Source organism: Paenibacillus sp. TSM33, assembly GCF_056099025.1.
Genome location: NZ_JBLZXB010000010.1, coordinates 154,555 through 166,977, shown reverse-complemented (window position 1 = coordinate 166,977; position 12,423 = coordinate 154,555). Strand labels below are relative to the sequence as shown.

The window sequence follows — 12,423 nt, the reverse complement described above, 5'->3', positions numbered from 1 at the left end:
CCGTATATCGTAAGATTTATTAGCTTCCAGTTAATAAATTTACAATCTCCAACATCATTGATGAATCTTATTCAGAACATATTAAGAATCGTCTGTTGTTCTTGATCGGGCACTTGCTTGGTAGTGAGAATAGTACGAATTAGCTCTAACACCTCTGTATTAACCGCATTATAAACGGTGTCATTTTTATGACTTTGAAGTTGATTGATCCGATTTCGAATCTGCTGACTAGGGTAAACAACCCCCTCCATATGTTGTTTGTAATCTCCATTTCGATTTCGTGCAATAAGCGCTGCTGCAAAGCCTTCCTCCAGACGCTCAAGTGTAACTTTGCGTATACTTTGCTGCTTACTTAGCCATTTGTCCACCTCTTTTAAAGAAGAACTGGTATTAACAGAAAAAGTGGAGATACTCGGATATCTTTCTTTCATCAGCTGTCCAAGTACTTTTCTCGGACCTAATTCTAACGCAACGGTAATACCGTTCTGATATAAATAATCCATCGTATCTGTCCAGCGTACCGGGCTTATCATTTGCTTGTACAGCAATTCATAAATCGAGAATTCATCATGTGGTAAGGCTGTTACATTGGAAACAACCGGCCACCTTCCCTTGCGTAGCGGGAATTTCTTTAGTTCTACGGCAAGCTTATCTGCTGCAGGCTTCATCAGAGTACTGTGAAAAGGCCCGCTTACTGTTAAATAGTTAACCTTACTTTGTTCTAGACGTTTGATTTGCTCCACTATTCGAGCCATAGGTTCTGTATGTCCCGATAGCACGTACTGATTGTCCGAATTGTGACATGCAATAGATATAACATCACGATCCGTAGATATCTCTTGACATAAGCTCTCCAGAATAGAAGCAGAAACATTCGCAACAGCAACCATAGTCCCTACCCCGTTAGCTGTAGTCTGCTGCATGAGCATTCCTCGTTTTCTCACGATTTGAAGTCCATCTTGAAAAGAGAAAAAACCGCTGCACACCAATGCTGAATATTCTCCTAAACTATGCCCGGCTAACAGTTGAGGTTCCAGTTCCAGTATTTCTCTGCTAGCATAATATGCAGCAAGGCTGGCAGTAAGTAAGGCTGGTTGGGCATTCATGGTCTGAAGAAGCTCTTGGGGATCTCCCTCAAAACAAAGTTTTGAGAGTTTTACACCTAAGGTATCATCCGCTTCTTCGAATAAACGCTTTACCACATTAAAATTATCCCATAGTTCTTTACTCATTCCTACATATTGCGAACCCTGCCCAGGAAAAATAAAAGATACTTTATTCATCTGAAAACCATTCATCTGAAAACCTCTTCTCCAGTGAGCTTCCTGAATATCTGTACTTTTAAAATTTAACTTCTGTTGCAAGTTATAACCTTTGTACTATTAAAGCAGAAATTTATGATCGACATAATTAATGAAAAAAGGAATTATTTTAAAACAAATTAAATCATATGTAATCACCGTGTACTAGCATTTAATCAGCTTGTATTAATAATTTATAAATCGTTATTCCAACCCATGTTCTACTCCTTTTACGAATTAAAATAACGATTTATTTCAACAAAGTCAATGAATAAGTCAACCTCCAAATGTTACATTTTTGTAAATAAAAGGTCGTAAAATGTAGAATTTTGTTGATTGTCATTACATAAAGTCGTTTTCCTGAAAGAATAGCTCTTTTCATTATTTTCACTACATAAAAATAAATAAAATTAATTTATGCAATTGTTAAATATTTTCAAAAGATTGATATAAATACATTCTTATTGTATTTTCACATTTATCTAAATTATGATAATACAATCTTTTTTTGAACCTTGCTCTTAAGCTCAGATTACTCTACATTTGAAAAAATAAATTAAAGACACGACATGAGTCAGATGTCCTTTATTCCATAAAGTTGCTGCTTAAATCATAAATACGATGTAACAATTAAATAACTCGAATATAATTTTAGAAATATGCGCACTAAAAAATCTACAGTTTTTACCAACTGGTGAGTTTTGCAGTCTTCCACTGCCGCTCGCTTAGTGTTGAAAAAGTCTGTAGATGTGATAGATATTGCTATTCGCTTTACTAAAATCATTTCCCACTCAAGTTCTAGTTATAATCCTCCCAATAGCGATACTTCATTTCATTCTCACCTTTGGTGACGATAATCATGTTCTCCACATGTCCAGTTTCTTTATTTGTTCGGTAGATCATGGTACGGGTTTCTCCCTCATCGGGGACAGAGAACAACACCTTGTCACTGATCATGCCACCACCAATACCGACAACATGTTCCCCCCAGCCGGAGGTTGCGCCTGAACCTGCTCCATTGACGCCAGTCCCGCGCGACAAAATAAGACCCATTCCATATCCGGTAACGGTCTGGGCCGTTTTACCTAGAGCGTGTTCTGCAGCTGATTGAGTATGCTTTTGGACCCAGTAATCGTATTTATCCGTATTTTGATCATAACTTACAATATTCCCTTTTTTATCTATAGATATATCTGTTTTGCTTCCGTCTTTACCTGTCAGTTCAGTGACGGCAACAAGGGAATCGGATGTGATCTTGGAAGTCTCTCCTGTATTGTAATCTGTGCGAGTAACCGAGTCCTCGTATTGCAGCCGCAGGACATTCATCTGGTCGTGGATTTTCTGCATGACCTGCTTGTCGCCGATGGTCTCCGCGTTTTTCAATAGTTCCTCATATTGATTATATTTATCCGCGTCTGCTTGCTCCCACTCGTCTATATTTTTGGGTGAATTCACGATATCTTCAGCATGATTTCCAGCCTCTTCGCTACCCGCCAGCGCTGCACTGGCGTTCATCGCTGCTGCCAGGGCTGACCAGAAGCCACGTGTGCTCTCACCATCCGCATTTCTAAACTTCAAAGCAATGCTTTTCAGCTCAATTTCAATGGATTGGACCTTATTTAATATAGAAGAAAGCGTATATTTAGCTGTACGATAGTCATTATAAAAACGATTTCTCTCCATACCATCCCACTGGCTGTGAAGGCGGTTCATTGTGCTATCCAGGCCGTTTAGCTGGTTATACAGTATGCCGTGGGCATTGGCAAATTGGGAGGCCACGTTATCCAGCTGCTCCGGTGTGACTTGGATTTTTGTCATGGTGATCACATCCCATCTACGAAAATAGGAGATAGAAATTAAAGTTTTCAGTAATCCTTATTTCATATTGTAAGCTATAGAGGTCGGACATTCATGAGGATTTATACGTATTTGTGTATCCAGAAGCAGTTCCTTTGATATAATGAATCCATATGAGTTTATTTCGACAATATATTATTGAAAGTCAGGTGTAAGGACATGTCAGACAAAAAAATTATTTTTTTCGATATCGACGGTACATTACTGGACGATGACAAGAAAATGCCGTTAACCGCCAAAAAAGCTGTCTTTGCTTTGAAAGAACAAGGACATGAGGTAGCGATCGCAACAGGACGTGCGCCTTTTATGTTCAAGGATATCCGTGAACAGCTAGAAATTGATTCCTACGTTAGCTTTAACGGGCAATATGTCGTGCTTCGCGGGGAAGTCGTCGCTACCAATCCGCTGAATCGTGAAGCCTTGCAAGCGATGACCGATCTGGCACTCACACATAATCATGCTCTCGTATATATGGATCATATGGACATGAAGGCCAATATTCCTAACGATGAGCTTGTAGAAAAATCGATCCAAACGCTTAAAGCCAAGATTTCAGTGGGATACGATCCGCTTTATTTCCAAGGGAGAGATATTTATCAGACGCTGTTGATGTGTACGGCAGAAGAAGAGCCTTTCTATGAAGCGGTGTTCAAGGCATTTGACTTTGTACGCTGGCATCCAAGTTCGGTGGACGTTGTTCCTCAAACTGGCTCCAAGGCCAAAGGCATCCGCGAGATTACGTCCAGACTGGGCATTGCCGCTGAGAATCAATACGCTTTTGGCGATGGATTAAATGATGTGGAGATGCTAACAACTATACATAACAGTGTCGCGATGGGGAACGGCTGTGATGAAGCCAAAGCCGCCGCTAAAATGGTCACAAAGCGCGCTGATGAAGACGGTATTTGGTATGGACTGCAAAAGCTTGGTTTGTTAAGCTGACTGGATTGCTTGGCAGGCTGAGCATGTTTCGGGAAAAAACAAGTCGGTTTAATGACTTAGATATGAGAAAATAGGAGGTTGTCGTTGGTATGGAAACGGAAGGCTTACGCAGTGTCGAACAGCTAGCCCTGAAGAAGTACAAAATTTATAAACAAAGCCTGCTCCGGTATTTGGCGCGTTCCATGCTGGCGAGTATGTTTATCGGCTTCGGCGTTATTGTCGCCTTCAAGACGGGCAACTTTTTTTACATGGAGCATTCTCCACTTACTTATCCTATGGCGGCGCTCACGTTCGGGGCAGCCATCATTCTCATCGCGTACGGCGGCGGGGATTTGTTTACCGGCAACACCTTCTATTACACCTATGCTGCGCTCCGTAAAAAGCTGCGCTGGGGCCAGGTGCTTCGATTGTGGACTGCCAGCTATGGAGGTAACTTGTTAGGTGCGGGTGTGTTTGCACTCCTTATCTACCTGACAGGGCTGTTTGACTCCTCCAGCGTGAACAGCTTTCTATTGAACGTGGTTGAACATAAAATGGAAGCGCCTGCAATGCAGCTATTTTTCCGCGCTATTTTGTGTAATTGGCTAGTCTGCCTCGCCTTTTTTGTGCCGATGTTTATGAAAGAAAATGGCGCAAAAATGTTTGCCATGGTGCTGTTTGTATTCTGCTTTTTCATTTCGGGATATGAGCATAGTGTAGCTAACATGTGTACTTTCGCCATTGCGCTCGTGCTCGATCATCCGGGTACGGTCTCTGTCGCTGGCGTCATCCATAATCTCGTTCCGGTAACGCTTGGGAATCTGGTGGGTGGCGTGCTGCTTATGGGGGTTATGTACTATTCGGTCAATCTCCCGTTTTTGGACGAGGAGGAACATTAAAAAAGAAGCCGTGGAACCTGAGTTCCATGGCTTCTTTGCATTAATTTCGAAAAATAGCGTATGCAGTGTCTGCAGATACTTCTTTGCTGTTTATTCTGCTTGAGCAGGAAAATGAATAAATTCCTCCAACTCCTTGAACAGCTTTTTGGGATTGACGTTGTCAGGTACAACCAGAGTTAGCGGCTCATCCAGCTTGAGCACATACATGCCTAGAATGGATTTGGCATCTGCCATACCGCTTTTGCCATGAATCCAGATGTCATACGTATAATTGGATACGATTTGATTGATCTTCTCAATATCCTTAACGTTTTTTACCTTGATCGGTGTCATCATTGCACAGCACTCCCCTGCGTTGAATTAGGGCTTACGAAACAAGCCTTAACATCACTTTACCCTATTTATAAAGAACGTTGCAAAATCTTAATTTAGAAAATAACATGCGGCGCGGAGCTAACCTTCCAGTGGCTGCCGACCTTTTCAAAATTCACGGTGATTTTCTCGTTTGGTTGTTTGGTTTCTGCCGGATAAGGCACGGTCAGCAGGTAGCTGCGCTTCACCGGAGTCATGGTTACCATTTTCGCCGTAGCCCGGCTGAACTCTAGCAAATTGCCGCCATCTGCATTCAACTGAGCTAGTCTGCCATTGACTTCAACAAAAAATTTGCCAACAAATTGCTCACTGGCCTGTTTGGTATAAGCCTGCGTCAGATAGTTGATCAATTTGGTCTTCGTGCCGATGTCCTCGGACAAATAGCGGTAGCTTTTACCATTCAACTGGAACGCTTGGCCCAACGTTTTGCCACCGCTGGTAGCATACTGATAACGAGATTGTGCCTCCAGCACAAGCGGAATCGCACTCTCATGGTTCAGCTTGTCCAGCTGGGTTGGATTCACGCTGGTAGCCGTAGCTGCAGCTGGCGCCGAAGTGGACGGCTGCAGCGGCTTGGACGGCTTGGCAGTCGATGGTACGGACGGAACAGCCGCTGGCGCTACCGACGTAGATGGGCGCGGTGCTGGTGCAGACGGAGCTGCTGGTTTAGCCGTTTGGACGGAACCTGCGGCTGGGGCTGTTGTTGCTGGAACTGACGGCGCTTGCGCAGGAGCCGGCGTCGTAACAGACGCAGATGCTGCTGGTGCTGGCACCTGGGCCGGTACGGTAGCTGACGGAACGGCAACGCTTGGTTGCGCTGCGTTCGCTGGAGCGGACACAGCGGGCGCAGCAGCGGCAACCTGTGCCGCGCTCAAAAGTGTGGCCGCAACACATAGTGCGGATAGTTTCGTATTTATTTTCATACTTCTATACACCTCCATAATCATTGTCTGCATAAACTGCACACGTCTCTATTATAAGAATTTTGTTTCTCGATTGGGTTGCTAAATTGTTTCTATTTGCCTTTTTTTGTTCATTCTGCGCGAAGTTTGTCCGTATTTACCGGGAGCGTAGGTTCTGACCGCTTCTCCTGCTTTTCCTCGATCTCTTCCAGGGATCGTGACATTTGCTTCATAGATTGGTCCAGCTGCTCCAATCTACGATTAAGAGTGACGAGGATGTATTTTAACAGAATCAGGCTTAATGCTGCAGGGAATCCGACATTAGTTACGAGCTCGATCATGCCTTCAGTCGTTAAAGAACTCACAGATTCCGCCTCCTTTTTCCATACATATATTACCTTTATAAGAACTAATGTTCCCATTTATATAGAAATCATACGTTCTCATATGTACCCATAACAAAAAGAGCCCCGACTAGTCTGGAGCTCTTTCTGATACTATTCATTTAACTTTCATTCACCCCACTACTGAGCTGCACATCAAGGAGTGTATATGTTCGGCTGCTTGGGCTTGGTCATCCCTTCTCCCAAATAAAATCCGGTGTGTGGTGGCTGATTATAAGCTACGTTCTGCCAGGCCACACTCAGGCGATACACCGGATCATGCATAAGCGTGTAGAATCGGTGTTCTGACTCGTAAGGTGTTGTAAAGATACGAAGCGCCGAATTATCACTTTTGCGCCAAATGACTTCCTCCCGCCAGTCACCGAACAGATCAGCCTGCAGCGACGGCGTTCCTTTGGTTCCGTTATTGGAACTCGTCCCTGTAGCCGTAAGCAAGTTGGAAGTCGTCGAGTTCGCATAGTTCCACTTGTCGATTTTACCAGCGCTTGAGGAGGTATGATCCAGCAGTTCACGAAGGAGATCCCTATCCCACCAAATTCCGAAGTTAATGGAGGACGGTATCGTGTTGGTAATGAGCTGCCCCTGGGCTGAACGTAACCCAATGCCCGGTGCCCACTGTTCATTTCCTTTGGTACGCGGATCAATGTCTGCCGACATGCCTCGTCCGGTATCCTTGCCTGTTTTTACGCCCCATAAAATGTTGCCATTGCGCGGATCATACATGGCGGCTCCGTAAGTGGCATTTTTGTCCTCGTTCACCTTGAACACTTCATAACCTGAACGGTCCGGGTCCAAATCCCCTACATGAAGTGCATCGCCATGCCCCATCCCCGTATTAGCCAGCTTCGCCCCGTTATCGTCTACTACCAGCGAGCCATACACGATCTCATCCTTATCATCTCCATCCACATCTGCCACGCTCAAACTGTGATTCCCCTGTCCAGCCGTCCCGGTATTGGTGGAGCTATTGCTGTCAAAGGTCCAGCGGCGGCTTAGATTGCCGTTCCGCCAATCATATGCGACTAGAACGGTGCGTGTGTAGTAACCACGTGCCATCACTATGCTGGGTCTTACGCCATCCAGGTAAGCAACCCCGGCGAGAAAACGATCTACACGGTTACCATAGTTATCTCCCCAGCTCGATACCGTTCCGCGCGGTGGCACATAGTCTATCGTGCTGAGAGCCTTGCCTGTATCACCTGAGAATACAGTTAGAAACTCGGGACCTTTCAAAATATATCCACTCGTGTTGCGATGATCAGCCGAAGCGTCGCCAATCTTTACTCCTGTACCATCTACCGTGCCGTCTGCTGTCTTGCATACAACCTCTGCTTTACCATCTCCATCAAAATCATAGACGAGAAATTGCGTATAGTGGGCACCAGCCCGAATGTTCCGTCCCAGATCGATTCGCCATTTGCGTGTTCCATCCAGCTCATATCCATCCAAAAATACATTTCCCGTATAACCGGATTGCGAATTATCCTTAGCATTGGAAGGGGCCCATTTCAGCACAATCTCATACTCGCCATCCCCATCGAGATCCCCCACACTGGCATCATTGGCATTGTACGTGTAGTTCACATGATCCGGGGTTGTGCCTCCTGCAGGCTGCTGGATGGGAACATCCAAATAGTTGTTGTTCCATACCTTTACTGCGGGAGAAGCGGCCTGCTCTGCTCCACTGACCACGGCACGAACGGTATACGAAGATGATGTCGTACCTGCCTTGTCCAGAAAGTTGGTTCTCGAAGTAATCGGCGCTTCATTCACCTTACTTGACCCTCTGTACAGATTGAAGCCAACCGAGTCCGGTTCCGTACCCAATAAACGCCAGCTCACCAGTACACCCTCTGGTACCTTCACTGCGACAGTTCCCCTGTTCAGCTTCTCCATTTGCCTTGTAGAGGCAGCTGAGATTGGGCTATCCATCGGAGTGACCACTCCACATAACATGACACCGAGACAAAACAACACAGTATGCCGAAATCTTTTGTTCATCTGATCATTAGCTCCTTTCATGGTTTGTATTTTCAATAAATTTATTTTATATGACTGATAAGTTATTGTTGTTTAAATCTTATGGTAGCGCTTACATTATTGTAAAGGGACGATTCCGTCCTTTTTGTTCAAAAATCCGGGCTAATGCTTTAAAAATCAGAGGTCCATGAATAATCGTTCTTCGTCAGCTATACTTTGGATATCCTCTGAGCTAATACTGATATATTGATAGCCTTCTGCCTGTTGTTTTTTCAATGCCAGTTCCTTCATAAAACGTGGGCTGCCCTCTCCGGCATCCTCATCGTACACAAGCAATAAACCGTCTGTTTTACGGAAAAGGAGTTCATCCCGTGCCTTGAGTTGCCATATTCCCTGATACGGCTGGCGGCTGACCACTCCCACATAGTCAACTTCGGCACAAATCTGCTGAAAATATTCCTTTTTATCCTCTTTCCATTTTTCCTCCATATTTTGATAAGCCATCATAATAGAGCATTTTAGGTGAGGATATTGCTCCTTTAATGCAATGACGACCTCGCAAGCCCACAAGTCCACCCCGTATTGGCCAGGGGTAATCACCCATTCCAGCCCATCTTCGATCAGGGGAATCAGCCTGCCTGCCATCGCCTTTTTAATATATGGAATGCCTTCATGCTTTTGACTGAAAATATTCAGCTCATGGGCACGATAGCCCGAAACGAGCAAGTTTTTCATCATCTCATCGTCCTTCTGAAATTATCATAAAGATTATTGTAAAAACGAACCTCTGCCCTATGGGCTTAACAAGGTTCGTTTTTGGGAAGCTGGTGTTAATTTAGCATTGCTTTTTGGTGCTTAATATTTTTATTACGTCCGCATATCACGCCTTGGACGAGTTTACACGCCGATCTTGAATTCTAACATTGCTGCTCAATATACCAGCATCGCTACTTACTTTGAACGATGGGTAACTTGGATCTGCCTCAAGCCGCATTTGGCTATCGAACTGCTGCTCCTGCTGCCGATCTACCCAAAAAGAATACGAATCGGACTGAATTGCTGTGTCGGTTGCATTCGGTGCATCGATCACCAAAATGGTAAGTACGCCGTTGCATCCACAATCCTCTGTATCATAAAACAACTTGAACATGCCTGGCCGTCCTGAAAGGACCATTGCTAGCCTTTCAACCGACAAGGAATCCAACTCTAAATGTATACTCATGAAATGAATTCTCTCCTTTGTAATTGAAGTGTTTGGACATATTTGGACTCAATAACTTCAAAAAGTCTAAATATAAACTATATTTTCATTATAATCATCTAAAAACTTTAAGTACAAGGAGATCATTAATGATCGCATTTACAAAAGGATACACTGCACCTAGCTTGGCAGCAGGTATAGCTGCATTTATCAAGTTTGAACTATTGCTCCATTCCCTCTGGTTGATTTTTGTACTATTCTCAAACTTGTTCTAGGTCGATAATAATTTGAAATAGTAATCTTTTCTAATGTACTAAATTATCCAACTCCGGCTGCAATCTGTTCCGCAGAACAAATAGCATGATAGCCCCAACAAGGAATGCGACGGCATCCGCAATGACGAGCGACCAGACCACTCCGTGGAAGCCGCTCATTTGATTGGCAATATATAGCACAGGAATCAGAGTAATTCCCTGGATGACGGACATAACAAACGCAGCCGTTCCCTGCGCCGTTGCTTGGAATATCCCCGTAAACAACGTGGTCATTCCCGTAATGAACAAGGATAAAAACGTCACATGCAGAATGTAGCTGCCCATTACAATTAATTGCGGGTCATTCGTAAATAAGCCAATTAAGTGATCGGAAATCAGATAGACGATGATGCCGAACACGACTGCTAAGGCCAAAATCGTTTTGATTGTAAATCCAATGGTTTGTTTCATTCGTAATTTATTCGCTGTAAAAGTGAAGGCAACCAACGGAACAACACCCTCGCATAAGCCCATCAGAATAAACTCAGGAAATTGTAATAAACGTGAGGAAATTCCGTAAGCCGCTATGGCCTGATCCCCATATTCGACAAGAAAATGGTTAAAGACGAGTGACATCGCACCCATGAAGAGACTCATAATAAATACGGGGACTCCAATTTTGAATACATTGCTCAGAATGTCCTTGGTAGCCCTGAACCATTTTACTGAGATGGTTAAGAATTGACTCTTATATCCCATATGGAAGGCGTAGAATATGCTCGCAGCCAAGTTTGAAATAACCGTAGCTGACGCAACGCCGATCACGCCCCAATGGAAAACGAAGATGACCAGCGCATCGAGAATAATATTCACAACAACACTGAGAATCATGCCGACCATCGACGTAATAGCTGCACCCTCTGAGCGTACGATATTCTCCAGCGTGAAGAATAATACGACGAATGGCGAACCTATAAGCATAATCGTCACATAGTCCTTCGTGAAGCCGAAGGAGTCAATTGTTGCCCCCAGGCCATGAACGACTGAATCGATCAACGGAAGGCCAAAGGCCATCAAGATTAGACCTAGAGCTAAACTGCTGTAAAAGGCGAATGAAGACACATTCTTTACATCATCATACTTTTTCTCTCCCAGCAAACGAGAGATGAATGCACCGCTGCCGATGCCAATCAAGTTTCCTATCGCCATAATGGCCGCGAATAATGGCAAGGTTAGTGCGAGTGCGGTTAACATGGCGGTATTGTGGAGCGTGCCTAGGAAATAGGCATTCAAGATGGAATAAATGACACTCATTGACGTACCTAACATCATCGGTACAGCGAAGTGAGCTACGGCTTTAGCGATCGGTGCTTTTTCAAAATAATGGAGGTTTTCTGCATCCATACGGATCACTGCTTTCTTCAATTATTCGGTCTAATCTAACAGTGTTAGATTGAACCTTACAGTGTTAGATGCTATCATGAATTTATAAATCTGTAAAGAACAAACTTACACTGTTAGATTAAAGGGCGGATATTAATGAAAAAGCAGCAACCTCAGATTTCAGAAGATAAGATTTTAGAAGCGTCGTGGGAGCTTTTAGGGGAGGATGGTATTGAGAAATTCAGTATGAGACGATTGGCCGATCGGCTGGGGATTCAGGCTCCTTCTCTGTATTGGTACTTCAAAAGCAAGCAGAATCTCTACCAGCGTCTAGCCAACCAGGTATCGAGATTGATTTTGGAGGAATTCCACTCCGAAGGAGATTGGAAGGAGCAGCTGAAGGAGCTTGCGATAACGGTACGGAATGTGCTCATCCGGTATCCCTGCTCCACTCAGCTCATGATGTTGACGCTCCCCCACGAACCGGACATCATACGGTTCACCAACCGTATGCTACTTTGCGTGGAATCGACGCCGCTTGAGGAAGAGCAGAAAATGCAAGTGGTTACCACGCTTGTGAACTATGTCTTCTATTTCGTTATGGACGATTATCAGCATCAGCGCAATGTCTCCGCTATCCTTAAGGACCAGGAAACGCCTCCGGGTGAGGAGTTGATTCGCCTTCTGGACTCTATGAGCGATACGGATGTGGGGCTGTTCAGGAGGACGTTCACGAATGGGATGTTCGAACTGATGGGGAGCGACAGGGCGTTTGAGTTCGGCTTGAAGGTGATTCTGTTGGGAATTGAACAGGTGATTAAGGAGCAGCAGAACTAGAGTGTAAAAAATGTTCATTGGGTTATCGGGTTCTCCCGGCGCTGATTCGGCTTATAGCAATCGCTCCTGGACATAGCTTGCTCTCAGGCGCCAAGAAATCATTATAGGGGAG

The 12,423-nt window shown here is 44.4% G+C and carries 12 protein-coding genes; 3 read left to right on the top strand and 9 right to left on the bottom strand.

Going from position 1 to position 12,423, the window contains the following annotated elements:
- Positions 1-71 precede the first annotated feature (71 nt).
- Together fabD and ACN6NF_RS04820 are read right to left on the bottom strand one after the other, a co-directional pair.
- Positions 72-1,298, bottom strand: a complete 1,227-nt coding sequence (gene fabD, locus ACN6NF_RS04825; protein ID WP_474315625.1) for an ACP S-malonyltransferase — start codon at positions 1,296-1,298, stop codon at positions 72-74.
- Positions 1,299-2,099: 801 nt separating this feature from the next.
- Positions 2,100-3,119 (bottom strand): WXG100 family type VII secretion target, encoded by a 1,020-nt coding sequence (locus tag ACN6NF_RS04820; RefSeq protein WP_474315622.1) that lies wholly within the window; start codon positions 3,117-3,119, stop codon positions 2,100-2,102.
- Between the two features lie 198 nt (positions 3,120-3,317).
- Between ACN6NF_RS04820 and ACN6NF_RS04815 the strand changes: the two genes are divergently transcribed.
- Both ACN6NF_RS04815 and ACN6NF_RS04810 read left to right on the top strand, forming a co-directional pair.
- The gene (locus ACN6NF_RS04815) at positions 3,318-4,100 is read left to right on the top strand and encodes a Cof-type HAD-IIB family hydrolase (protein WP_474315620.1); all 783 of its coding nucleotides are present in this window, start codon (positions 3,318-3,320) and stop codon (positions 4,098-4,100) included.
- An 89-nt stretch (positions 4,101-4,189) separates the two neighbouring features.
- Complete coding sequence (locus tag ACN6NF_RS04810) at positions 4,190-4,978, top strand: formate/nitrite transporter family protein (RefSeq protein WP_474315618.1); 789 nt, start codon at positions 4,190-4,192, stop codon at positions 4,976-4,978.
- A gap of 90 nt (positions 4,979-5,068) precedes the next feature.
- Here ACN6NF_RS04810 and ACN6NF_RS04805 read toward each other — a convergent pair whose 3' ends face one another.
- The 7 genes from ACN6NF_RS04805 to ACN6NF_RS04775 form a co-directional block, all read right to left on the bottom strand.
- Positions 5,069-5,314, bottom strand: a complete 246-nt coding sequence (locus tag ACN6NF_RS04805; RefSeq protein ID WP_016819915.1) for an HPr family phosphocarrier protein — start codon at positions 5,312-5,314, stop codon at positions 5,069-5,071.
- A gap of 92 nt (positions 5,315-5,406) precedes the next feature.
- On the bottom strand, positions 5,407-6,273 hold the full coding sequence (locus tag ACN6NF_RS04800) for a DL-endopeptidase inhibitor IseA family protein (RefSeq protein ID WP_474315615.1): 867 nt from the start codon (positions 6,271-6,273) through the stop codon (positions 5,407-5,409).
- A 110-nt stretch (positions 6,274-6,383) separates the two neighbouring features.
- A complete protein-coding gene (locus tag ACN6NF_RS04795) occupies positions 6,384-6,617 on the bottom strand; it encodes a hypothetical protein (protein WP_474315612.1) in 234 nt (77 codons plus the stop codon).
- Between the two features lie 174 nt (positions 6,618-6,791).
- Entirely contained in the window at positions 6,792-8,657 is a 1,866-nt protein-coding gene (locus ACN6NF_RS04790; protein ID WP_474315610.1) for a rhamnogalacturonan lyase, read from the bottom strand.
- A gap of 156 nt (positions 8,658-8,813) precedes the next feature.
- Complete coding sequence (locus ACN6NF_RS04785; RefSeq protein ID WP_474315608.1) at positions 8,814-9,374, bottom strand: SLOG family protein; 561 nt, start codon at positions 9,372-9,374, stop codon at positions 8,814-8,816.
- Between the two features lie 142 nt (positions 9,375-9,516).
- Positions 9,517-9,858, bottom strand: a complete 342-nt coding sequence (locus ACN6NF_RS04780; protein ID WP_013369597.1) for an iron-sulfur cluster biosynthesis family protein — start codon at positions 9,856-9,858, stop codon at positions 9,517-9,519.
- 284 nt (positions 9,859-10,142) lie between these two features.
- Positions 10,143-11,495 carry an MATE family efflux transporter gene (locus ACN6NF_RS04775; RefSeq protein WP_474317505.1) on the bottom strand — a complete coding sequence of 451 codons (1,353 nt, stop codon included), beginning with the start codon at positions 11,493-11,495 and terminating at the stop codon, positions 10,143-10,145.
- Positions 11,496-11,630: 135 nt separating this feature from the next.
- Here ACN6NF_RS04775 and ACN6NF_RS04770 point away from each other — a divergent pair, with 135 nt between their 5' ends.
- Positions 11,631-12,311, top strand: a complete 681-nt coding sequence (locus ACN6NF_RS04770) for a TetR/AcrR family transcriptional regulator C-terminal domain-containing protein (RefSeq protein WP_474315605.1) — start codon at positions 11,631-11,633, stop codon at positions 12,309-12,311.
- Positions 12,312-12,423 lie beyond the last annotated feature (112 nt).

Excerpts from the sequence above, each read along its gene's own strand:
- fabD (WP_474315625.1), bottom strand. The coding sequence starts at position 1,298 with ATGAATGGTTTTCAGATGAATAAAGTATCTTTTATTTTTCCTGGGCAG.
- ACN6NF_RS04820 (WP_474315622.1), bottom strand. The coding sequence starts at position 3,119 with ATGACAAAAATCCAAGTCACACCGGAGCAGCTGGATAACGTGGCCTCC.
- ACN6NF_RS04815 (WP_474315620.1), top strand. The coding sequence starts at position 3,318 with ATGTCAGACAAAAAAATTATTTTTTTCGATATCGACGGTACATTACTG.
- ACN6NF_RS04810 (WP_474315618.1), top strand. The coding sequence starts at position 4,190 with ATGGAAACGGAAGGCTTACGCAGTGTCGAACAGCTAGCCCTGAAGAAG.
- ACN6NF_RS04805 (WP_016819915.1), bottom strand. The coding sequence starts at position 5,314 with ATGATGACACCGATCAAGGTAAAAAACGTTAAGGATATTGAGAAGATC.
- ACN6NF_RS04800 (WP_474315615.1), bottom strand. The coding sequence starts at position 6,273 with ATGAAAATAAATACGAAACTATCCGCACTATGTGTTGCGGCCACACTT.
- ACN6NF_RS04790 (WP_474315610.1), bottom strand. The coding sequence starts at position 8,657 with ATGAACAAAAGATTTCGGCATACTGTGTTGTTTTGTCTCGGTGTCATG.
- ACN6NF_RS04785 (WP_474315608.1), bottom strand. The coding sequence starts at position 9,374 with ATGATGAAAAACTTGCTCGTTTCGGGCTATCGTGCCCATGAGCTGAAT.
- ACN6NF_RS04780 (WP_013369597.1), bottom strand. The coding sequence starts at position 9,858 with ATGAGTATACATTTAGAGTTGGATTCCTTGTCGGTTGAAAGGCTAGCA.
- ACN6NF_RS04775 (WP_474317505.1), bottom strand. The coding sequence starts at position 11,495 with ATGGATGCAGAAAACCTCCATTATTTTGAAAAAGCACCGATCGCTAAA.
- ACN6NF_RS04770 (WP_474315605.1), top strand. The coding sequence starts at position 11,631 with ATGAAAAAGCAGCAACCTCAGATTTCAGAAGATAAGATTTTAGAAGCG.